Origin of the sequence: Nitratireductor kimnyeongensis (assembly GCF_019891395.1) — a bacterium.
GTDB lineage: Bacteria > Pseudomonadota > Alphaproteobacteria > Rhizobiales > Rhizobiaceae > Nitratireductor > Nitratireductor kimnyeongensis.
The window spans coordinates 844,339-866,488 of sequence record NZ_CP078143.1 but is presented as its reverse complement, the minus strand read 5'-3'; the positions used below and the strand labels follow the sequence as shown (position 1 = coordinate 866,488).

Below are 22,150 nucleotides of genomic sequence, written 5' to 3'. Positions count from 1 at the left end.
AGGACGGAGGAACGCATGGAATTCTTGAACGATGTTCTGGTGCAACCCTTCGCCGATATGGCGGCCGCTCCCGATTTCCTGCTTCAGGTGCTCTGGGAAGGGCTTGTGGGCGGCGTGCTCTACGCGCTGATCGCGCTTGGCTTCGTGCTGATCTACAAATCCTCGCGCATCTTCAACTTCGCGCAGGGCATCATGGTCGTGTTCGCCGCCCTCACGCTGGTGGGCCTCTATGAAAAAGGCGTTCCGGCGCTTCTTGCCTTGCCGCTCACGCTGGCGGTGATGCTGGTGCTTGCCATGACCATCGAGCGCGTGGTGCTCAGGCCTCTGGTCAATCAGCCCGACATCATCCTGTTCATGGCGACCATCGGCATCACCCTGTTTCTGATCGGCTTCGGTGAACTGATCTTCGGCGGCGAAAACAAGGTAATGATCACCGAACAGCTCTTCATTCCGACCGGAAGCATCGTGTTCGAGCCGTTTGGCGGCTTCGTCTCTATCGAGGAAAAGGACCTGACGGCGGTCATCGGCGCCATGGTGCTGGTGGCAGCTCTTCTGGTCTTCCTCAACAAATCCAAGATCGGTCGCGCCATCCGCGCGCTTGGCGATGACCATCAGGCTGCCCTTTCGGTCGGCATTTCTCTTTCCACCATCTGGGTGATCGTCTGGTTCATTGCCGGTGTCATCGCGCTTGCCACGGGCATTGTCTGGGGTGCACGCGCCGGTGTGTCCTTCGCGCTCGAAGTGATCGCCTTCAAGGCGCTGCCGGTGCTGATGCTGGGCGGTCTGGAAAGCGTCATGGGCGCGATCATCGGCGGGCTCGCCATCGGCATTCTGGAAAAGCTCTTCGAGATCTATTGGGGCCAGCCGCTGCTTGGCGGCAACACCGAAGCCTGGTTCGCCTACATGCTGGCGCTGCTTGTGCTTCTTGTCCGCCCACAGGGGCTTTTTGGCGAAAAAATCATCGAGCGGGTGTAATTCATGTTCTACCGCACAGCAGGCCAGTTCAAGACAAGCTATGAAGCCGATCACGCGCTTTTTCCCATTCGGCAGGATGCGTTCCTGCTCGGCGTCGTCCTTGTCTTCGCCTTCATCATCTTCCCGCTCACAGCAAGCGAATTCACCTTCCGCGCGCTGTTGATCCCGGTGCTTATCTATTCGCTGGCCGCCCTTGGCCTCAACATACTGACGGGATATGCCGGGCAATTGTCACTCGGCACCGGGGCCTTCATGGGCGTGGGCGCCTATGCCTGCTACAAGCTCATCACCATCTTCCCGGAGATGAACATCGTGGTGGCCATTGCGCTGTCGGGCTTTTTCTCCGCTGCGATCGGCGTGCTGTTCGGTCTGCCGTCGCTCCGCATCAAGGGCTTTTACCTGGCCATCGCCACACTCGCAGCCCAGTTTTTCCTTGTCTGGTTGTTCCAGAAATGGGCATGGCTTTACAATTACAATGCCTCCGGCGCGATCCAGGTGCCCAATATCGACATGTTCGGCATCACCGTTTCCGGCCCGCGTGCCACGGCCATCACGCAATACTACTTTGTTTTGTGCGTGGTCTGCGTGATCACTTTCTTCGCCATCAACATAACGCGCGGGCGCATCGGCCGCATGTGGAAGGCGGTGCGCGACATGGACATCGCCGCCGAGCTTGTCGGCATCAATCTGATGCGCTCCAAGCTCATGGCCTTTTTCGTCTCGTCCTATGTGGTGGGCATTGCCGGCGCGCTGTTCGTCTTTCTGTGGCGCGGGGCGGCGGAGGCGAACCTGTTCGACATCCCATTGTCGTTCCGGGTGCTGTTCATCGCCATCATTGGCGGGTTGGGCTCGATCCTTGGAAACTTCCTCGGAGCCATCCTCATTGTGGCCCTGCCGGTCATCATCGGCAGCGTGCCGCAGGCATTCGGCATCCCGCTCGATTCCGCCATGGTCGAGCATCTGAACATCATGATCATTGGTGCGCTCATCATCGCCTTCCTGATCATCGAGCCGCACGGGCTCGCGCGATTCTGGGCGATGATCCGCGAGAAATTCATTCTTTGGCCTTTCCCGCATTAGGCGGGCAAGGTGCGTGAGACGGGGAGTGTTCGCCCCTTCCTTTCGGAGAACGGAACAAGTGGAGGAGAGAGTATGAAGAGAATGCTCAGAAATGCGATCCTGTCGTCAGCGTTGTTCGCTGCCGCAGGTTTTGCCGTCCCTGCCGCCGCGCAGGACGAAAGCATCTACATTCCGAACCTGGCTTACCGCACCGGCCCCTTCGCGGCCACCGGCACACCGCTCATGAATGGTCAGCGCGACTACATCACCCTGTTGAACGAGCGCGATGGCGGGCTGAACGGCGTGAAACTCGAATATGACGAGTGCGAGACCGGTTACAACACTGAAAAAGGCGTCGAGTGCTACGAGAAGACCAAGGCGCGCGCCGTGGTCACGCAGCCCTGGTCGACCGGCATCACGCTTCAGGTCCTGCCCAAGTCGAATGTCGACAAGATCCCGATCCTCGCGCCGGGCTATGGCTTCTCGCCCATGGCCGACGGAAAGGTTTTCCAGTGGGCCTACAATCCGCCGTCATCCTATTGGGATGGCGCATCGATGATCCTGAAGAACATTTCGGACGGCAATCTCGACAGTCTTAAAGACAAGAAGATCGCCTTCCTTCATCTCGATCATCCCTTCGGCAAGGAGCCGCTTCCCCTGCTTGAAGTGCTGGCGGAAAAGCATGGCTTCAACCTGGTTCCGATCCCGGTCGGTTTGACGGAGATGCAGAACCAGTCGGCGCAGTGGCTGCAGATCCGCCGCGAGCGGCCCGATTTCGTGGTGATGTGGGGCTGGGGTGCGATGAATGCCGGCGCGATCACCGAAGCCGTGAAGACGAAGTATCCGATGGATCAGTTCGTGGGCGTCTGGTGGTCCGGTCATGACGGCGACCTCAAGCTGGTCGGCGATCAGGGCAAGGGCTACCGCTCCATTTCCTGGAGCGTGCCAAATTCGGAGGCTCCGCTCATGGCCGACATCAAGAAATATGTCGTCGATGCCGGGAAGTCGCAGATCAATCAGGGTGAAGGTGAGTTCGATTCCGTGTTCTATCAGCGCGGTCTCATGATCTCCGTCATTCTGGTCGAGGGTATCAAGGCTGCGCAGGAAGAGTTCGATGTACGCAATCCCAGCCCGGAGCAGCTGCGCTGGGGTCTGGAGAATATCAATCTGGATGAAGCCCGCCTGAATGAGCTTGGTGCCGAAGGCATGCTCGTTCCCTTCAGCACGTCCTGCGCCGATCACACCGGCCATGGCGGTGGCTGGATGCTGCAATGGGACGGCGCGAAATTCGTCAAGGCGTCGGATCTGCTGACACCCGACCGTGCCGAAATCGAGAAACTGGAAAATGAAAAGGCCAAGGAATACGCGGAAGCCAACGCGCCATGGCCGCTCAATGAAGAGTGCAGCATGTAGGCACTTTTTGCCACGGCTCCCCGCCGCGTGCGGGGAGCCATTCTCCGAGACATCTCCGAGACATGGGAACCGACGGCATGACGACACCAGCGCCCGCGCCGCAGACAGATGAACAGATCCTCGAAGTCAACAATATCGAGGTCATCTACGACCACGTCATACTGGTGCTGAAAGGTGTATCCCTCTCGGTTCCGCGTGGTGGGATCACGGCGCTGCTCGGTGCGAATGGAGCAGGCAAAACCACGACGCTCAAAGCCATTTCCAACCTGCTCCATGCGGAGCGCGGCGAGGTGACCAAGGGCTCCATCCTGTTTGGCGGAGCTGAAGTCCAGAATCTTTCGCCGAACGACCTTGTGCGGCGCGGCTGCATTCAGGTCATGGAAGGGCGGCACTGTTTCGGCCATCTCTCGGTGGAGGACAATCTGTTGACGGGTGCTTTCACCCGGCGCGACGGGCAGACGGCGATCCGTGAGGATCTCGATCTCGTCTACACCTATTTCCCGCGTCTGAAGGAGCGGCGCAATTCGCAGGCGGGTTATACCTCAGGCGGCGAACAGCAGATGACAGCGATCGGCAGGGCGCTCATGTCGCGACCGAAAATGATCCTGCTCGATGAGCCTTCCATGGGGCTCGCGCCGCAACTGGTCGAAGAGATCTTCGAGATCGTCAGAAAGCTCAATGAGGAGCAGGGCGTCTCCTTCCTTCTCGCCGAGCAGAACACCAATGTGGCGCTGCGCTATGCCAAATACGGGTACATTCTGGAATCGGGCCGTGTCGTGCTCGATGGCGAGGCAAAGGCGCTGCGCGAGAATGAGGATGTGAAGGAGTTCTATCTCGGTGTCGGCGGCGAGGGGCGGCGCTCCTTCCGCAATGTCAAACACTACAAGAGACGCAAGCGCTGGCTTTCATGATTCATGCATTTTCGGGCTCGGTGCCGGAATTTTGGAACGCCTTTCCACGCTAGAAGAGCTGATTTTTCCACATTCCGTACCGATTTGCTGAAAACGGTTCTCTTATCGCGCCTCAAACCGCATTGGTTTGTTCATGCGGCAATCCTCCCATTGCCCTTCGGTCATCTTTTCGCTATCTCCCAAGACCAATTCTATTCCCATGGGGTTTTGTGATGGCAGAGAATTTGCCGGCCGGACCGGCCGAAACGGGCGCGGAAATGGACTACGCCGAACACGAAAAGACCTATGATCTTTTCCTGGCCGTCATCAAATATTCAAGCGTCGTGGTTGTCGCCATTCTGGTGGCTATGGCGTTTGGTTTCTTCACCTCTGCTGGTTTCTTCTCCAGCACCGTTCTCTTCATTCTGCTCTCGGTGATCGGCAGCTGGCTGCTGCGCTAGGAGCCATTGTTGCCGTGATGTGACGTGCGGAGCTGCTCCCTCAGCTCCGTGAATTGGGGGGACGGTCCAACCGAAAGGATATGACGGTGGGACAAAGCATATTTGTGCCTAAAGAAATTGACGTAACGGAAGGCCGTGTTGCGGTCTCTCCCGAAACGGTCAAGCGATTTGTAGGTCTCGGTTTCGACGTGATCGTCGAGAAAAACGCAGGCGAACAATCGCGTATTGTCGACAGTGAATTCGAGAAGGTCGGAGCAAAGATCGGCAAGGCTTCTGACGCCGGCAAGGCGGATGTTGTCCTGAAGCTGCGTCGCCCCACGCCGGCGGAAGTCAAGACCTACAAGAAGGGCGCGCTCGTCTTTGCTTCGATGGATCCCTACGGCAATGAGGGCGATGTGGCGGCCATGGCGTCGGCGGGCGTTACAGCGTTTGCCATGGAGTTCATGCCGCGCATCACGCGCGCCCAGTCCATGGACGTTCTCTCTTCACAGGCCAACCTTGCCGGATATCGCGCCGTAATCGATGCAGCCGCCGAATATGATCGTGCGTTGCCGATGATGATGACCGCCGCAGGCACCGTGCCCGCCGCAAAGGTGTTCGTCATGGGTGCCGGCGTTGCCGGTCTTCAGGCCATCGCCACCGCGCGCCGTCTGGGCGCCGTCGTCACCGCCACCGACGTTCGTGCGGCAGCGGGTGAACAGGTCCAGTCGCTCGGCGCGAAGTTCATCATGACCGAGGCTCTGAAGGATGCTTCGGGTGAGGGCGGTTATGCCCGCGAGCTGACCGACGAAGAGAAGAAAGCCCAGGCCGAGCTCGTTGCCGAACACATCGCCAAGCAGGACATCGTCATCACCACGGCGCTCATTCCGGGCCGCCCCGCGCCGCGCCTTGTCAGTGCCGACATGGTCAAGTCCATGAAGCCCGGCTCCATCATCGTCGATCTGGCGGTCGAGCGTGGTGGCAATGTGGAAGGTGCAAAGGCCGGAGAGGTCGTCTCAACGGCCAATGGCGTGAAGATCATCGGCCATCTCAATGTGCCGGGCCGGGTGGCCGCATCCGCCTCGCTTCTATATGCGAAAAACCTCTACACCTTCCTGGAGACCATGGTCGACAAGGAAAAGAAGGTGCTTGCCGTCGATATGGAAGACGAGCTGGTGAAGGCCACCATGCTCACCCATGACGGAAAGGTCGTGCATCCCAATTTCGTCGATACCGCAAAGCCTGCTGCCAAGGCAGCGGCGCCGAAAAAGGCACCGGCCCGCAAGACGCCGGCGCGCAAGCCCGCAGCCAAACCTGCTGCCGGCTCCGCCGCGACGAAGAAAACGGCAGATAAGCCGGCTGCTGCGTCCAGCACTGCCGATAAGCCTGCCGCAACCAAATCGGGGGGAGAATCCTGATGGAACCAACCGCACTAGAAAAGGCGCTCGACCAGCTCGACAGCGCCGCGGCGAGCGTTCGCGCCGCCTTTGAAGGCCTTCAGTCGGCCGAAGTCGCCGATGCCGCCGGCGCACTCGCGCATGGCGCATCCGGTGGCGCAATCGACCCGTTCGTGTTCCGCTTTGCCATTTTCGTGCTGGCGATCTTTGTCGGCTACTACGTGGTCTGGTCTGTGACGCCTGCGTTGCACACGCCGCTCATGTCGGTCACCAACGCGATTTCCTCCGTTATCGTTGTCGGTGCGCTGCTTGCCGTGGGCATCTCCGCCTCCGGCCTTGCCACAGGCTTCGGCTTCATCGCGCTCATCCTGGCGTCGGTGAACATCTTTGGCGGCTTCCTTGTGACCAGCCGCATGCTTGCCATGTACAAAAAGAAGGACAAGTGACGTGGGCGCCAATCTTGCATCCTTCCTTTATCTCGTTTCCGGCATTCTCTTCATCCTCGCGTTGAGGGGCCTGTCGCATCCCACCACCAGCCGTCAGGGCAATGTCTATGGCATGGTCGGCATGGCCATCGCCATCGGCACCACCCTGCTCTACGCAACGCCGTCTTTTGGCGGGTTTGTGCTCATCGTTGTTGGCCTCGCCATTGGCGGTGGCATCGGCGCGGTGATTGCCAAGCGCATCGCCATGACCGCCATGCCGCAGCTGGTGGCCGCGTTTCATTCGCTCGTCGGTCTTGCCGCCGTGATGGTGGCCGCTGCCGCTCTTTATGCGCCGGAAAGCTTCGGCATTGGTGAGCTGGGCGCTATCCACGCGCAGGCGCTGGTGGAGATGTCGCTTGGTGTGGCCATCGGCGCCATCACCTTCACCGGCTCCATCATAGCCTTTCTAAAGCTCGATGGCCGTATGTCCGGCAAGCCGATCATGCTGCCCATGCGCCATGTGGTGAATGCGGGTCTCGCCATTGCTCTGGTCGTGATGATTGTGCTGCTTGTCACCACGCAGAGCACCACCATCTTCTGGCTGATCGTAGCCGCATCCCTCGTGCTGGGTGTGCTCATCATCATCCCGATTGGTGGTGCAGACATGCCGGTCGTCGTCTCCATGCTCAACTCCTATTCGGGTTGGGCTGCAGCCGGCATCGGCTTCACGCTCGGCAACCTCGCGCTCATCATCACCGGCGCACTCGTAGGCTCATCCGGCGCGATTCTGTCCTACATCATGTGTAAGGGCATGAATCGCTCCTTCATCTCGGTCATTCTCGGCGGCTTCGGCGGCGAGACGGCTGCTGCCGCCGACGATGACATGGACCGCACGGTCAAGCAGGGCTCCGCCGACGATGCCGCCTATCTGATGGCGAATGCGCAGAAGGTCATCATCGTGCCGGGCTATGGCATGGCCGTCGCCCAGGCACAGCATGCGTTGCGTGAGTTGGCTGACAAGCTGAAGGAAGCGGGCGTCGAGGTGAAATATGCCATTCACCCGGTCGCAGGCCGCATGCCGGGCCATATGAACGTGCTGCTCGCCGAGGCCCAGGTGCCTTATGACGAGGTGTTCGAGCTCGAAGACATCAACTCCGAGTTCGCGCAGGCCGACGTTGCCTATGTCATCGGCGCCAATGACGTGACCAACCCGGCCGCGCGCGACGACAAGTCGTCGCCGATCTACGGCATGCCTATCCTCGACGTGGACAAGGCGCGCACCTGTCTCTTCGTCAAGCGTTCACTCGGCTCCGGCTATGCCGGCATCGACAACACGCTGTTCTACAAGGATGGCACGATGATGCTTCTGGGCGATGCGAAGAAGATGACGGAAGACATCGTCAAGGCGATGGATCACTGACATCGAGGAACTCTCATCAAAGAAAAGCCCGGCGCGAAGCCGGGCTTTTTTGTTGCCGGGTGGGGCAGGGGATGGTCACTCGGCAGCAGAGGTGGAGCGCAGCTGGAACTCGCTGACACCCAGCGCGACATTGATGCCTGCCTTGCCTTCCAAGCTCAGTGGCTGAAGCATGAGGCTCTGGCTGTCCTGCGTGACAAGAATATTGGCGCCAGCGCCGAGACCGGCTGCCACTTCCGCGCTCACGCCAGCGTAATCGCCCTCAAGCGCGCCGGGCGCATAGGCATCGGCCGTAGGGGCCATCACCAGCCACTGCATCTGTGTGGCGTCCTTGACGCCCACTTCGAGGCCGAACTTGTTCACGACACCCACATAGGTTTCAGGCGGACGGCTGTCATCAGCCGGCTCGAAGGTGCAGGCCAGTTCCTGGGAGGAGGCGATCACCACGCCGGCTCCGCCTTCGATGACGCAGTCGAGGACACCGACTTCGACACGCTCCTGGGCAAAGGCTGGCGTGGCTGCTGCGGCCGTCAGGGCGGAAGCGAGAATGATTGCTTTTTTCATCACTGGAACTCCTTTTGTGGTCCGGGCTCAAAACACGCCACTGCGAAGAAGGTTCCAGAATATTTTATGCAGTCCCGTACGAACTCAACAAAAAGCCCCGGCGCCGGTGGCCGAGGCTAAGGGTTTGATAGATATAAGAAATTAAAGCCGCGTGCGGGCCAATCCATCGCGGGCTGGCATATATTCCGGATCGAGCTGAAGCGCACGAGCGTAGGATTTCGCAGCTTTCTCCTTGTCACCGCGCTTCTCGTAAACGAGCGCCTGGTTTGCCCAGCTTTCCGCCAGATCGTCATTGAGCCGGATGGCGGTGTTGAAGTCGGAGAAGGCGTTCTCGTCGTCACCCTGCGCCAGATAGGATAGTCCGCGCCCGTTATAGCCATAGGGCGCATCCGGCGAAAGCGAGATCGACTTGGCAAAATCCTCGATGGCAAACTGGTGCTGGCCGCTTCCCTGATAAAGCAGTCCGCGACGGTAATAGGCCCGTGGATCTGTCGTATCGAGATGTATGGCACGTTCCAGATCGGCAAGCGCGTCGGCCGAACGGCCGGAGAGGCGATAGATTTCTGCACGCCCGATATAGGCGGTGTCATAGTTGGGATCGAGTGAGATCGCCTGATTGTAGTCCGCCAGCGCCTGCTGATTGTTGCCCATGTAGCGATGGATCAAGGCACGATTGGCATACGTGTTCGGTGAACGTGGATTCAGCGAGATTGCCTTGTCGAAGTCCTTCAGCGCGTCCTGGTACCGGCCCGCGCGCCCGTAAGCCGCGCCACGCATGTTGTAGGCTTCCGGTTCATTGGGGGTTCTCTGAATCACGGCACTCAGTGAGCCGATGTTCTCGGCAGAACCCTGCGCAGTGTCAATCCTGCTCAGATCGGTCGCGGGGTTTGTGGCGGTCTGACAGGCTGCCAAGGGTAGAAGCGCTGCGAGTGCAAGACCGGCAAACGCGTTGCGCGATGCGCGGGATGGGGGCGTGTCGAAAGAAGTCATGCCACTTAATGCCATAACCCGCGTGCCAAACCAAGCCATTGCCGTCCCCATGCGAAAAGTCATCGGATATGCGAAAACGCGGCACGATCCAAAGATCGTACCGCGTCCTCTATAAGCTAAAATAGTCGAAAACTGGGCGCTATCAGCGGGCGCCCGGCCGGCCGCCGACCAAACCTTCGCGCTGCGCGCGCTTGCGCGCCAGCTTGCGCGCGCGGCGAACGGCTTCAGCCTTTTCGCGTGCACGCTTTTCTGACGGCTTTTCATAGTGCCCACGCATCTTCATCTCGCGGAAGATGCCTTCGCGCTGCATTTTCTTCTTCAGCGCGCGAAGCGCCTGATCAACATTGTTGTCGCGGACGAGTACCTGCACGTGGGTTTCCTGTCAGAACGTTGGTCTTCGGTTTGTTTAGCAGTGAATTCGATTTTCCATTTGCCCATGGGCAAAGGGTTCCGTGACGCAATTCAGCCACGAATAGCGGTGGCACATAGCAGACGCATTGCCCGCTGTCGAGTGCTTTCTTGTGGATGTAGCTTGTGAAAGCCTATTCCCGTGCTCGCGTTAACGTAGAAAAAAGGGTGCGTTACTACACAGGCGTGTCTTGCATACTGGAGTATATCGACATGGCGGATGGATATGGACGGGCTGTGACCGGCTCGGGAATGGGGGCCATGCGGCTTGGTTTTGGCGTGGCCACTTTTGCACTGGTCCTCGGTTCGGTCGTCTATGGCGAGGTTGTCCATGGGTATGGATTGTTGCGCAAGGGCGATCCTGATTTCACGCCCTTCGGCCGTGTCCGTATAGGTTTCTCCTTTTTGGCAGCGCTCTTCCTCTTTTTCGCCTTGAAGCCGGCCATGAGTGCCGTGGTCCTGGCAAGAGGGGAACGCACGCAGGCGTTCTGGGCCATGGCTGCTGCCGGCACATTCCTTCTGGCGGTTGCAGCCGCCGTGCATTTTGTTCCCACTGCGTTGAATGGTTTTGTCCGCGAGATGCAGCCGCTGGGTATGGCCACCGAGGTTTTGCTCATTGCAGCTGTCGTCGGTTTCCTTATCGCTGCCTGGCGTGCGCGCGGCATGCGTGGCACACGGCTGCTCGGCATCTTCCCGCCGCTGCTGGTGCTGGCTGGCATGGCCGGTGTGGTGTTTCTCATTCTGATGGAAGAGATGTCCTGGGGCCAGCATTGGCTTGGCTGGGCTACGCCCGAGCTCTTCAGCAAAAACGTTCAGAACGAAACCAACATCCACAATTTCTACACCTACCAGTTCGAGGCCATCTACTACACGAGCGCGATCTTCTGCTTTGTGGTCCTGCCTTGGTGCTGGCCGCGGGGTGCGGACGGTCTTTTCGGCCAGGTGGAGCCTTATCTGCCACCGCGCATCTTTGCGCTTTTCGGGCTGCCCGTCGCGTCGTTGATGTTCGAATCCTGGAACATCGTACCCTATCAGGTCTGGTTCTTCCTGGGGCTCTTGATCTGTCTCGACATCGTTCGCCAACTCAAATCCTTCGAGCTGCGCCTTGCCGCCACCGCCCTTGCGGCCATCTATGTGGTTTCCAAACTGGTGTTTATCACGCGCGGGGTCGAAATGGTGGATGGGTATGAGCTGTCCGAGGTGCGCGAGTTCTATATCTCAATTCTTTTCCTCGCCTATGGATGGATGCTGGCGAAGCGATTTCGCCAGCAGCGATAGCGCGCCCCAGTCAGACCTTGTTGATGGCAACGCCGCCATCGGCCAGCATGGCTGTGCCGGTCGTGAAGCTTGATGCGTCCGAAGCGAGGAAGAGTGCCGACTGGGCGATCTCTTCGGGACGTGCGATGCGTTTCAACGCGTGCATGCCTTCGACAAAGGCGCGCTCTTCCTCGTTTTCGAACGTGGCCATTCTGGTGTCGGTGCCGCCGGGAAGAAGGGCATTCACGCGAATGGCTTCGTGCCCGAGATCCGATGCGAGCGATTTAACGAGGCCGACCAGCCCGGCCTTGCTCGCCGCATAGGCCGCCATGCCGGGCATGCCTGCGGTCTCATACCCAACGAAGCTCGACGTGAAGATCAGCGAACCGCCGCCGCGGCGTCTCATGGCGGGTACCTGGTACCGGGCAGCCGAAAAGGCGGAGCTCAGATTGGTTTCGATCACATCGTTCCAGTCCGTGCGTTCAAGTGCGTCGATCTGCACCAGCGGGCCGACAGCGCCGGCATTGTTGAAGGCGATGTCGAGACCTCCAAAGCGGCTTTCTGTGACTGCGACAAGTTTTTGATTGTGAGAATCCTCGCGCACATCGCCGGCAAGCGCGAGTGCTTCGCCTCCATTCGCTTCGATTTCGTCCACAAGTGTGTCCAGTTCTGCCTGCCGCCGCGCTGTAACGACGACCTTGGCGCCGTGCCGGGCGAACAGCCTGGCCGCCGCCCGGCCGATACCGGCACTTGCGCCGGTTACGATGGCGACTTTCTCATTCAGCGATGTCATCTAATATCCTTCCGTTTCGCGTTGCCGGCGTAGCCGGGTGATGCGAAACTTTCAGCAATGCGGCGTGTCAGCCACCCGAAACCAGCCGAGACGTCAGACGAACCGAATGGCAACGAGCGTTGGCGCAAAACGGCAATCGCCGTCGCAATCAGCGCAAAGCATTGCGCGGGATTTCGCTACTGCTAGGCTGTGTCTGAAGGCGCCCGGCTGCGGCGCGCTGCCTGCATTGCGGAGAGGCCCATGCGCAAATATTCCGTCTTCGCCATCGCCCGCGAGGCCTTGCGTGGCCACAGGGGCTGGCCGGAGCAGTGGTCCTCTCCCGAACCGAAGAAGAATTACGACGTCATCATCGTTGGTGCCGGCGGCCATGGGCTTGGGACGGCCTATTATCTGGCAAAGGAGCACGGCATCACCAATGTCGCCGTTCTGGAAAAGGGCTGGCTCGGCGGCGGCAATACCGGTCGCAACACCACCATCATCCGCTCCAACTATCTCTATGACGAGAGTGCGGGCATCTATGATCATTCCGTCAGGCTCTGGGACGGGCTTTCGCAGGATCTGAACTACAACGTCATGTATTCGCCGCGCGGCGTGATGATGCTGGCGCATAATGTGCACGATGTGCAGGTGTTCAAGCGCCACATTCACGCCAATCGGCTGAACGGGGTCGACAACGAATGGCTGACGCCCGAGGAGGCTAAGGCGTTTTGCCCGCCGCTCAACATATCGCGCGAGGCGCGCTATCCGGTCATGGGTGCGGCGCTCCAAAGGCGCGGGGGCACGGCGCGCCACGATGCAGTCGCCTGGGGCTATGCGCGAGCCGCAGCCGCGCGCGGCGTCGACATCATTCAGAATTGCGAGGTTACTGGCATCAATCGTGGACCGGATGGCGCGGTCACAGGCGTAGAGACCACGCGCGGCACCATCGGTGCGAAGAAGGTCGGCGTTGTCGCCGCCGGCCATTCCTCGGTGTTGATGCAGATGGCGGGCGTTCAGGTGCCGCTGGAATCCTACCCGCTTCAGGCTCTGGTGTCCGAGCCGGTCAAGCCGGTCTTTCCCTGTGTGGTCATGTCCAACACGGTTCACGCCTATATCTCCCAGTCCGACAAGGGCGAATTGGTCATCGGGGCCGGCACCGATCAATACACCTCCTATTCGCAAACCGGCGGGCTGCACATCATCCAGCACACGCTCGACGCCATCTGCGAGATGTTCCCGATCTTCACCCGCATGAAGATGCTGCGGTCGTGGGGCGGTATTGTCGATGTCACGCCCGACCGCTCGCCCATTCTCGCAAAAACGCCGGTCAGCGGGCTCTATGTGAATTGCGGCTGGGGCACGGGGGGCTTCAAGGCGACACCGGGCTCGGCGCATGTCTTTGCCCACACCGTTGCGCGCGACGAGCCGCATCCCGTCAACGCACCTTTCACGCTGGAGCGGTTCCGCAACGGCCGACTCATCGACGAGGCTGCTGCCGCCGCCGTGGCGCATTAGACTCAAAGGGGATCACATGCTTCTCATTCATTGCCCCTATTGCAAGGAAGACCGGCCGGAGCTTGAATTCCGCCATGCCGGCGAGGCGCATATTGCGCGGCCTGAAAACATGGCCCAACTCTCGGACGAAGATTTCGAGCGTTTTTTCTTCATTCGCTCAAACCCCAAGGGCATCGTCTATGAACGCTGGCGGCACATCCACGGCTGTGCCCGCTTCTTCAACGCCGCACGCGACACGGTATCGGACCGGTTCCTGACGACCTACAAGGCAGGCGAACCGAAGCCCGATCTCGATGGGGAGGGCAAGTGATGACCCAGCCTTTCCGCATTGCCACTGCCGGCCGGCTCGGCAAGGCCGATCCCGTTCGTTTCACCTTCGACGGCAAATCCTTCGAGGGGCTGCGCGGCGACACGCTCGCATCGGCTCTGCTTGCCAATGGCGTGCATCTTGTCGGTCGCTCCTTCAAATATCACCGCCCACGCGGCATGGTCTCCGCCGGTGCGGAAGAACCCAATGCGCTGGTCGGCGTCCATCGTGATGCAGCGCGCAGGGCGCCCAATGTGCGGGCCACCGTTCAGGAAATCCATGAGGGGCTCGAAGCGGTATCACAGAACCGCTGGCCCTCGCTCTCCTTCGATGTCGGCGCGCTCAACGATCTGGCATCGCCCTTCTTCTCCGCCGGTTTCTACTACAAGACCTTCATGTGGCCGAAGGCCGCCTGGGAAAAGCTCTATGAGCCTTTCATCCGGCGCGCCGCCGGATTGGGCGAAGCGCCCGACCGCCCCGACCCCGACTGCTATGCCAACCGCTTCGCCCATTGCGACGTGCTGATTATTGGCGGTGGCGCGGCGGGGCTTTCTGCCGCGCTCGCTGCCGCCGATGCCGGCGCGCGCGTCATTCTTGCCGATGAACAACCAGAGGCTGGCGGTGCGCTGCGCTACGAAACCGGCGCGATGATCGATGGCATGTCCGGCTGGGAGTGGGCTCAATCCGTGACCGCGGATCTCGCCGCGCGCAGCAATGTCCAGCTTCTCACCCGCACCACGGGGTTTGGATATTACGCGCAGAATATGGTGGGCCTTGTCGAGCGGGTGACCGATCACCTTGCAAGCCCCGCGGCCGATCAGCCGCGCGAGCGGCTCTGGCAGGTGCGGGCAAAGCGGGTGGTGCTCGCCACCGGTTCCATCGAGCGGCACATGGTGTTTCCCGACAACGACCGGCCGGGAATCATGCTTGCGTCTGCCGCCCGCATCTATCTCAACCATTACGGTGTTGCGGTCGGGCGCAATGTGGCAGCCTACACGGGTGAAGACAGCGCATGGCAGGCCGCTATCGATCTGAAACGCGCGGGCGTGGGCATTGCCGCCATTGTCGATTGCCGCACCGATCCGCAGGGGCCTCATGTGGAAGAGGCGCAACGTCTCGGCATTGAGTGCCTGACGGGGCATGCCGTAACCGGTACGAGCGGACGGCTTCGCATTTCTTCCATCACCGTCCGTCCGGTGTCCGGCGGGGCCGAGCGCAGCATTTCTTGCGATGCACTCATCACCTCATCCGGCTGGACACCTGCCGTTCATCTCTTCTCGCAGTCGCGCGGCAAGCTTGCCTTTGATGCCGAAACACAGCGCTTCCTCCCCGGCCAGTCGGTTCAGGAACTGGTCTCGATTGGCGCGTGCGCCGGCACGGTGGATTTGGGCGAGACAGTCGCACAAGCCTTGAAGGCCGGGCACGAGGCCGGCGGCGCATCCGGCAAGCCACCAAAGCTTTCCTCCAATAGCACCGAGCGCTGGAGCGGCGGCATGCTGGGCACAGGCGAGGGGGCTGGTGCCGAAAGCACCGCCAAGGCCTTCGTCGATTTCCAGAACGACGTGACGGCGAAAGACATCCGCCAGGCGGTGCGGGAGGGCATGCGCTCCATCGAACACGTCAAGCGCTTCACCACCACCGGCATGGCGACAGATCAGGGCAAGACGTCCAACATGCACGGTCTGGCCATCGCTGCCGAAATGCTCGGAAAAACCATTCCCGAAGTCGGCCTCACCACCTTCCGCGCGCCCTACACGCCCGTCACCTTCGGCGCGCTTGTGGGACACGGCAAGGGCCGTCTGTTCGAGCCGGTGCGGCGCACGCCCATGCATGATTGGGCGGAGGCTCACGGGGCCGTGTTCGAGGATGTCGGCCAGTGGAAGCGCGCCTGGTATTTTCCGCAAGCCGGCGAGGGCATGGCCGCCGCCGTCGCCCGCGAGTGCCGTACGGTGCGCCAGAGTGCGGGCATTTTCGATGCCTCCACGCTCGGCAAGATCGAGGTCGTCGGGCCCGATGCCGCGCGATTCATGGAACTGATGTACACGAACCCGTGGCAGAAGCTCGGCGTCGGGCGCTGCCGTTATGGCATCATGCTGCGCGAGGACGGCTTCATCTATGATGATGGCGTGGTCGGGCGTCTCGCCGAAGACCGCTTCCACGTAACCACCACGACCGGCGGCGCACCGCGCGTGCTTAACCACATGGAAGACTATCTTCAGACCGAATTCCCGGACCTGAAGGTCTATCTCACCTCCACCTCGGAGCAATGGGCTGTCATCGCCGTGCAGGGGCCGAAAAGCCGCGACATCATCGCCCCGCTGGTCGAAGGCATCGACCTGTCTGATGAAGCGATGCCGCACATGTCGGTGCGTGAGGGGAGGATCTGCGGTGTTCCCACAAGGCTCTTCCGCATGTCGTTCACCGGTGAGCGCGGCTTCGAGATTAACGTGCCGGCCGACTATGGCCGTGGCGTGTGGGCTGCGGTGTGGGCCGAGGGCGAGAAGCAGGGCGCCTGCGCATATGGCACCGAAACCATGCATGTGCTCAGAGCCGAAAAAGGCTTCATCATTGTCGGGCAGGAGACAGACGGCACCGTCACGCCGCACGATGCGGGGCTTTCCTGGGCGATAGGCAAGAAGAAAGCAGATTTCGTCGGCATGCGAGGGCTGATGCGCCCGGACCTCACCGCCCCAGGCCGCAAGCAGCTTGTCGGTCTCAGAACACGTGATCCGAAAACGGTTCTGGAGGAAGGCGCGCAAATCGTTGCCGACCCGCAAGCGCCGGTGCCCGTGCCCATGCTCGGCCATGTCACCTCCTCGTACTGGTCGGAGAATTGCGGTCATTCCATCGCGCTGGCGCTGGTCGCGGGCGGTCATGAACGCATGGGCGACACGCTTTACGTGCCCATGCCCGACGGCGTGATCGAAGTGGAGGTCGCTTCCACCGTCTTCTTCGATGAAAAGGGAGTGCGCACCGATGGCTGAAACGATAACCCGCGCAAGCGCGCTTGAGGGCCGCTTTCTCCATACGGACGGTCTGACGCTGGTTCGGGCCGAGCCAGCGTCGCGCCTTTCCTTGCGTGCGCCGGAAGCCGCAGTAAAACCCCTGTCGAACGCTCTCGGGCTCGCTTTGCCCAAGCTTCCGAAAACCTCCAGTTCAAAGGATGGTCGCGCCGCACTCTGGCTCGGGCCGGATGAATGGCTGGTGATCGACGTGAACCGGGTAAATCTCTCCGGCATCTGTGCCTCGGTCACGGCGTTTCACTCAGCCGTGGATGTTTCCCATCGCAATACTGCAGTACTTGTCTCTGGCCCGCGTTGCGAACCGGTGCTCAATGCCGGTTGCCCGCAAGACCTTTCCCTCGACGCCTTTCCGGTCGGTGCCTGCTCGCGCACTGTATTCGGCAAGGTCGAAATCATCCTGTGGCGTACCGGCCACGACGCGTTCCGTGTGGAAACCTGGCGTTCCTTTGCCGATTACGTTTTCATGCATCTGGAGGCTGCAGCACGCGACCGCTAATTCCTGTTTTCACCGGTCCCGAGGCGGAACCGGAAGGCGGTCTTCGACATTAAACGGGAAAAGGATGTTCTCTATGTTGCCTGACCCCAAGAAGACGAAAACGCAGGAAGATCCCTCCACCAAGGAGGAAAAGCTCGAACAGGGGCTTGAAGAAAGTTTCCCCGCCAGCGACCCCGTGTCCGTCACTCATGTGACCCGCACCGGCGCCCCGGGCGAATACTCCAAGAAAGACGAAGGCGCGCCCAAGCCGGATGAGAACTCGGACGAGGCCGAGCTTGAGGAGAAGCTGGAAGAAGGCCTCGAAGAGAGCTTTCCGGCCAGCGATCCGGTTTCCGTGACGCGCGCCACCCGTACCGGCGCACCGGGAGAATTCGCAAGGAAGCCGGAAAGCGATAGCGAGGAAGATGAACTCGAGGAAGAGTTGGAAGAAGGGCTGGAGGACAGTTTTCCCGCCAGCGATCCCGTATCGGTCACCCGGACGAGCCGCACGGGTCGTCCACAGCGCGACGAATAGTCCCGATCGCAGCTTGGTTGCGGCATCACTGCAGCAGTGTTTCGTGGGCAACGCACATGCAGCGTGGGTCTTGTTCATGGCGGAGGGCCTGCAAAGCAGGATCCCGTCGTCATCTTTGCCTTGTCACGCCGTGTGATGCGTGGCATCCCTCCGTCCGTGGGGGCGCGGAACATGATTCTTCGCCGTGAACCAGATAGCTCGCTTGTCAAATTTCGATCGTCTGAGCGACAACGCTCTTCTCACCGATAAACAGCGCCATGCGCTTCTCCAGCGGCACGGATGTTTCGTGCTCGCCTATTCGGTCGCGCATCAGCCGGGAATGCGGTATTTCGGCAATGAAGATGGTGTGATCGCGTACCGCATGGTGGGGCGCACAGCCTATGCGTTGGCCGATCCACTTGCCCCGCGAGAGTTTTGGCCGGCGCTTCTGGATGCGTTTGTCGCTTCAAAGAAAGACGTGACCTTCTGGCAGGTCTCCCGGCCTATGGTGGAACTTCTTTCGTCGAAGGGGTTCTTCGTCAATGCGCTTGGTATCGAGAGCCTGATCGATCTCGAAACCTATAGTTTCGCCGGGCCTTCCAAACGTAGTTTCCGGACGGCGACGAACCGTTTTACCCGCATGGGGTGCCGCGTTGCCGAAGTTCCCCTGGCCTCGCTGCAGCCGGAACAGGTCGAGGATATCTCCCTTGGCTGGCGGCGCACCCGCACCACGAAGCGCCGCGAGCTTTCCTTTCTCGTGCGTCCGATCCAGTTGCGTGACGAACCCGATGTCCGAAAGTTTTTCATTCTGGACGGGAATGACCAGCCGCTCGCCTTCGCCTTCTTCGATCCGTTATATGAAGACGGCAAGCTGATGGGCTACCTCTCGGCCACGCGGCGCTGGTTGCCCGATACGGATCCGCTGGCGGCATATTTTCTCGTCCGCAATGCTGTTGAAACGTTTCAGGCTGAAGGCGTGCCGAAGCTTTATCTGGGTCTCATGCCATTTCACAAGATTGAGGATCAGGAGTTCGAGAAGGATTGGCTGACCCGCCGCGCATTCCGGTTCATCTACACCAATCCGATCGCACAAAAGCTCGTCTATCCCACGCAATCGCTCGCAAGACATAAGGAAAGCTATGGGGGGGAAACGCGTGAGACCTGGTGCGCGATGAACACGAAGCCCTCGCTGCCCCGCCTTCTCAAGCTTGTTCGGGCATGCGGAGTCGTCTGAAAACATACATCTTCTGTTAAGGCCCCCCCGAGTGCGCGCCTTGGCATTGGTCTCCAATCATTGACAATCCACGTCATGCACCGCAGAAACGAGTCGCTTGCCGCCGGCGCTCTGTTAGCGTGTGCTAGACATTCGGGGGGTTACCCTCCGCGAGCCATTTTTTGAGAGCGCCAATCGCCATTTCGAAAACGGAAGCGCAGAGAGTATTCCTTCATGTTCAATCGCTTTGTTATCAATCCACCGGTCTTTTTCGGTGCGGTTTCCATCATCGCCGTGTTTCTTTTGATCGGTATCGTGTTTCCCGACCGGGCGGGGGAGATGTTTTCTGCTTTGCAGAGCAGCATCCTGGCGAGCTTCGGTTGGCTCTATCTCCTCTCTGTCGGTATTTTCCTGGCTGCAGTGCTTCTGTTTTCGTTCGGGCAGTTTGGCAGACTGAAGTTGGGACCGGATGATTCCGAACCTGAGTTCAAGTATCATTCCTGGGTTGCCATGCTGTTCGCCGCGGGTATGGGCATCGGGCTCATGTTCTATGCGGTGGGCGAGCCAATGACCCATTTTCTGGCGCCGCCAACAGCAGAGCCGGGAAGCATCGCTGCGATGCGCGAGGCCATGACGGTCACCTTTTTCCACTGGGGTATCCATGCCTGGGCCATCTACGCAGTGGTGGGACTTTCGCTTGCTTATTTCGGCTATCGCTACAACTTGCCGCTCACCATCCGTTCGGGCCTCTATCCGCTGTTGAAGGACAAGATTAACGGACCCATCGGCCATGCGGTGGATATCTTTGCCATAGTGGGCACTATGTTCGGGATCGCGACATCGCTTGGTCTGGGTGTCACCCAGATCAACGCAGGTCTCAACTACCTGATCGGATTGCCCATTGCGCCCTGGGTGCAGTTGCCCCTTATCGCTGTCATCACCGCGTTTGCCACCATCTCGGTGGTCACAGGGCTGGACAAGGGGGTTCGCATCCTCTCGGAAACGAACCTGATCGTGGCGGTCCTATTGATGATCTTCGTGCTTGTCGTTGGGCCGACAGCGGATCTCTTTCGCGATTTCGTTCAGAATATCGGACTTTATCTCGACACGCTTGTCCTGCGCACCTTCAACATCTATGCCTATGAGCCGACGCCCTGGGTTGATGGCTGGACGCTGTTCTACTGGGCGTGGTGGATCTCCTGGTCACCTTTCGTGGGCATGTTCATTGCCCGCATCTCACGCGGTCGCACAGTGCGGGAATTCGTGACGGCCGTCCTTTTCATTCCAGCCGGCTTCACCTTCTTCTGGATGACCGTTTTCGGCAACACGGCGATTTTCGTGGATACGGGCATCGCTGCTGGCGAGCTGGGGGCGGAAGTGGCAAAGGACGTCTCAGTTGGCCTTTTCCAATTCTTCACCTATCTGCCACTCACGGGGCTGACATCGGCGCTGGCCGTCGCGCTGGTCGCAATCTTTTTTGTCACCTCCTCCGATTCCGGTTCGCTCGTTATCGATACCATCGCGGCCGGTGGCGAAACGGAAACCTCAACCATCCAGCGCGTCTTCTGGTGTGCGCTTGAAGGCTTGGTTGCTGGGTCCCTGCTTCTTGCGGGTGGGTTGGGTGCGTTGCAATCGGCCACGATTGCCAGCGCCTTGCCCTTCACATTCGTCATGCTGGCCCTGGTCTGGGCGCTCTATGTAGGGATGCGGGCCGATCTGGCGCAACGCGAAGCTCATGCCGCTGTGCCACAGGTTGCTCCAGCCTTTCCGGCTTCCGGGCTGACCTGGCAGCGGAGACTTGGGTTGATGCTGCATGCGCCGAGCGAAAAGGAGATCCTCGCCTTCATTCAGAAGGAGGTGAAGCCCGCGCTTGAACAGGTGGCAAAGGAACTAACCGAGCGGGGACGGGAGGCATTTGTCGAGCAAGAGGAAAGCGGGGCCATCGCGTTGACTTCGCCTGCCGAAGACATGCGAAACTTTGTCTACGGTGTCGCACCAGCCTCTCAGAAACTACCTGCATTCTCCGCCTTCGATGCTGCAAGATCCGGCCTGCGTTACGAAGCCCGGACCGAGTTCTCAAGTGGCAGCAAGGGGTATGACGTCATGGGGATGACGCGCGACCAGATCATCCATGATGTTCTGATCCAGTATGAGCGCTATCTGCTGCTGGTCCAGTCGACGGCCTCAGAGCTGGTCTCGGCCGCACCGGAACATGACGTTCAGGCGCAGAAAGAAGAATAGCACGCTCATTGAGGCCGGGTTGCAGTCGCGTCCGGCCTCACCTGACCGGCCAGCCTGCAGAGGAAGCGCGTGGTCAGCGCGCGCGGACCGCCATGATCGACTTGTTCAAGAAAGCGAACTTCTCGAAAACAATGGTCCCGTCATCGAACAGTCGTTGCATCTGTGTCGCTGAAATCAGCGTGTTGTGCCTGACCAGATCGCACGCTTCTCCCCGATCCGGTGTCCGGGGAAAAAACCCGAGTTGAAACCGCTGCACGAGTGAGACCTTCATGGTCTTGGACAGATACTGAAATCCCGGCAGACGGAAATGCGGCTCGAAGGGAAACCAGTAATTCGGGGTCTGGACGAAGTAGCGTCTGGAGAGTCTTTTGCTGTTTTCGGCAAATCTCTGCATCCTGTCCCAGCTACCCATATGCTCGACAACGGAATTGGAGTGCACGAGGTCGAAACGCTCACCTTCCAGCAATAGGGGATCTGCAGCATCACCAGCACATGCTTCGAAGATCTCTGTATCTTCCACCTGCTCCGCTTCCAGATTGAGAAGCGTGATTTTGAGCTTGTGACGATGGTGGTTCAGAAAATCAGCGCCGATCCGCCAGTATTCTTCCGTGCCGCCGAGATCGAGAATGTTGATGTGTTGCGCCTCGTCCAAAGCGTCTTCGATAAGCGGGCGGATATGCTGAAATCGTCTTGCTCTGAAGTTGAACTCCAGGCTTTCAGGATCTCGGTATGGATTTTTCCGTTCTTCCTCTTGGAGCGATGGGCTGGAACTGAGCGGCATGGATAACTCTTGGAGGAACAGAAATGCCTTCCAGAATCTGAAGGCTGCAAGTATTCATTAGTTGAATAACTGTA

Annotated in this window: 21 protein-coding genes; 16 read left to right on the top strand and 5 right to left on the bottom strand. The window is 59.8% G+C overall.

The genetic code is table 11. From position 1 onward, the window contains the following. Positions 1-15: 15 nt before the first annotated feature. The 8 genes from KW403_RS04090 to KW403_RS04055 all read left to right on the top strand — a co-directional run bounded on the left by KW403_RS04090 (position 16) and on the right by KW403_RS04055 (position 8,019). Positions 16-975, top strand: coding sequence for a branched-chain amino acid ABC transporter permease (locus KW403_RS04090; RefSeq protein WP_223021479.1), 960 nt, complete (start codon positions 16-18; stop codon positions 973-975). 3 nt (positions 976-978) lie between these two features. Further along, positions 979-2,055, top strand: a complete 1,077-nt coding sequence (locus tag KW403_RS04085; protein ID WP_223021478.1) for a branched-chain amino acid ABC transporter permease — start codon at positions 979-981, stop codon at positions 2,053-2,055. A gap of 72 nt (positions 2,056-2,127) precedes the next feature. After that, positions 2,128-3,447, top strand: coding sequence for an ABC transporter substrate-binding protein (locus KW403_RS04080; protein WP_223021477.1), 1,320 nt, complete (start codon positions 2,128-2,130; stop codon positions 3,445-3,447). A 77-nt stretch (positions 3,448-3,524) separates the two neighbouring features. After that, the gene (locus KW403_RS04075; protein WP_223021476.1) at positions 3,525-4,358 is read left to right on the top strand and encodes an ABC transporter ATP-binding protein; all 834 of its coding nucleotides are present in this window, start codon (positions 3,525-3,527) and stop codon (positions 4,356-4,358) included. Positions 4,359-4,570: 212 nt separating this feature from the next. Further along, complete coding sequence (locus KW403_RS04070; RefSeq protein ID WP_223021475.1) at positions 4,571-4,798, top strand: aa3-type cytochrome c oxidase subunit IV; 228 nt, start codon at positions 4,571-4,573, stop codon at positions 4,796-4,798. A gap of 86 nt (positions 4,799-4,884) precedes the next feature. Beyond that, positions 4,885-6,195 carry a Re/Si-specific NAD(P)(+) transhydrogenase subunit alpha gene (locus tag KW403_RS04065; RefSeq protein WP_223021474.1) on the top strand — a complete coding sequence of 437 codons (1,311 nt, stop codon included), beginning with the start codon at positions 4,885-4,887 and terminating at the stop codon, positions 6,193-6,195. Next, positions 6,195-6,620, top strand: coding sequence for a proton-translocating transhydrogenase family protein (locus KW403_RS04060; protein WP_223021473.1), 426 nt, complete (start codon positions 6,195-6,197; stop codon positions 6,618-6,620). Before KW403_RS04065 ends, KW403_RS04060 begins: the two co-directional genes overlap by 1 nt. Before the next feature lies 1 nt (position 6,621). Then, complete coding sequence (locus KW403_RS04055) at positions 6,622-8,019, top strand: NAD(P)(+) transhydrogenase (Re/Si-specific) subunit beta (RefSeq protein WP_223021472.1); 1,398 nt, start codon at positions 6,622-6,624, stop codon at positions 8,017-8,019. A 75-nt stretch (positions 8,020-8,094) separates the two neighbouring features. Here KW403_RS04055 and KW403_RS04050 read toward each other — a convergent pair whose 3' ends face one another. The 3 genes from KW403_RS04050 to rpsU all read right to left on the bottom strand — a co-directional run bounded on the left by KW403_RS04050 (position 8,095) and on the right by rpsU (position 9,940). Then, positions 8,095-8,580, bottom strand: coding sequence for a DUF992 domain-containing protein (locus KW403_RS04050; RefSeq protein ID WP_223021471.1), 486 nt, complete (start codon positions 8,578-8,580; stop codon positions 8,095-8,097). A 141-nt stretch (positions 8,581-8,721) separates the two neighbouring features. Then, positions 8,722-9,570, bottom strand: coding sequence for a tetratricopeptide repeat protein (locus tag KW403_RS04045; protein WP_223021470.1), 849 nt, complete (start codon positions 9,568-9,570; stop codon positions 8,722-8,724). Between the two features lie 142 nt (positions 9,571-9,712). Then, positions 9,713-9,940 carry a 30S ribosomal protein S21 gene (rpsU, locus tag KW403_RS04040; RefSeq protein ID WP_007008828.1) on the bottom strand — a complete coding sequence of 76 codons (228 nt, stop codon included), beginning with the start codon at positions 9,938-9,940 and terminating at the stop codon, positions 9,713-9,715. Positions 9,941-10,191: 251 nt separating this feature from the next. On the opposite strand from rpsU, the gene KW403_RS04035 reads away from it, so the two are divergent. Continuing rightward, complete coding sequence (locus KW403_RS04035; protein WP_223021469.1) at positions 10,192-11,256, top strand: hypothetical protein; 1,065 nt, start codon at positions 10,192-10,194, stop codon at positions 11,254-11,256. 10 nt (positions 11,257-11,266) lie between these two features. On the opposite strand, the gene KW403_RS04030 is transcribed toward KW403_RS04035, so the two are convergent. Continuing rightward, a complete protein-coding gene (locus KW403_RS04030) occupies positions 11,267-12,028 on the bottom strand; it encodes an SDR family oxidoreductase (protein ID WP_223021468.1) in 762 nt (253 codons plus the stop codon). Between the two features lie 240 nt (positions 12,029-12,268). On the opposite strand from KW403_RS04030, the gene KW403_RS04025 reads away from it, so the two are divergent. The 7 genes from KW403_RS04025 (at position 12,269) to KW403_RS03995 (ending at position 21,295) form a co-directional block, all read left to right on the top strand. Continuing rightward, positions 12,269-13,522, top strand: a complete 1,254-nt coding sequence (locus KW403_RS04025) for a sarcosine oxidase subunit beta (RefSeq protein WP_223021467.1) — start codon at positions 12,269-12,271, stop codon at positions 13,520-13,522. A 16-nt stretch (positions 13,523-13,538) separates the two neighbouring features. Further along, positions 13,539-13,832, top strand: a complete 294-nt coding sequence (locus KW403_RS04020) for a sarcosine oxidase subunit delta (RefSeq protein ID WP_223021466.1) — start codon at positions 13,539-13,541, stop codon at positions 13,830-13,832. Further along, a complete protein-coding gene (locus KW403_RS04015; protein ID WP_223021465.1) occupies positions 13,832-16,813 on the top strand; it encodes a sarcosine oxidase subunit alpha in 2,982 nt (993 codons plus the stop codon). The genes KW403_RS04020 and KW403_RS04015 overlap by 1 nt, the downstream gene beginning before the upstream one ends. Beyond that, a complete protein-coding gene (locus KW403_RS04010) occupies positions 16,806-17,348 on the top strand; it encodes a sarcosine oxidase subunit gamma (RefSeq protein ID WP_223021464.1) in 543 nt (180 codons plus the stop codon). Before KW403_RS04015 ends, KW403_RS04010 begins: the two co-directional genes overlap by 8 nt. Before the next feature lie 73 nt (positions 17,349-17,421). Then, positions 17,422-17,862 carry a hypothetical protein gene (locus KW403_RS04005; protein ID WP_223021463.1) on the top strand — a complete coding sequence of 147 codons (441 nt, stop codon included), beginning with the start codon at positions 17,422-17,424 and terminating at the stop codon, positions 17,860-17,862. A gap of 202 nt (positions 17,863-18,064) precedes the next feature. Continuing rightward, positions 18,065-19,075, top strand: a complete 1,011-nt coding sequence (locus tag KW403_RS04000) for a DUF2156 domain-containing protein (protein WP_223021462.1) — start codon at positions 18,065-18,067, stop codon at positions 19,073-19,075. Positions 19,076-19,288: 213 nt separating this feature from the next. Continuing rightward, the gene (locus KW403_RS03995; RefSeq protein WP_223021461.1) at positions 19,289-21,295 is read left to right on the top strand and encodes a BCCT family transporter; all 2,007 of its coding nucleotides are present in this window, start codon (positions 19,289-19,291) and stop codon (positions 21,293-21,295) included. Between the two features lie 73 nt (positions 21,296-21,368). Here KW403_RS03995 and KW403_RS03990 read toward each other — a convergent pair whose 3' ends face one another. Beyond that, complete coding sequence (locus KW403_RS03990; RefSeq protein ID WP_223021460.1) at positions 21,369-22,076, bottom strand: class I SAM-dependent methyltransferase; 708 nt, start codon at positions 22,074-22,076, stop codon at positions 21,369-21,371. Positions 22,077-22,150: the final 74 nt, after the last annotated feature.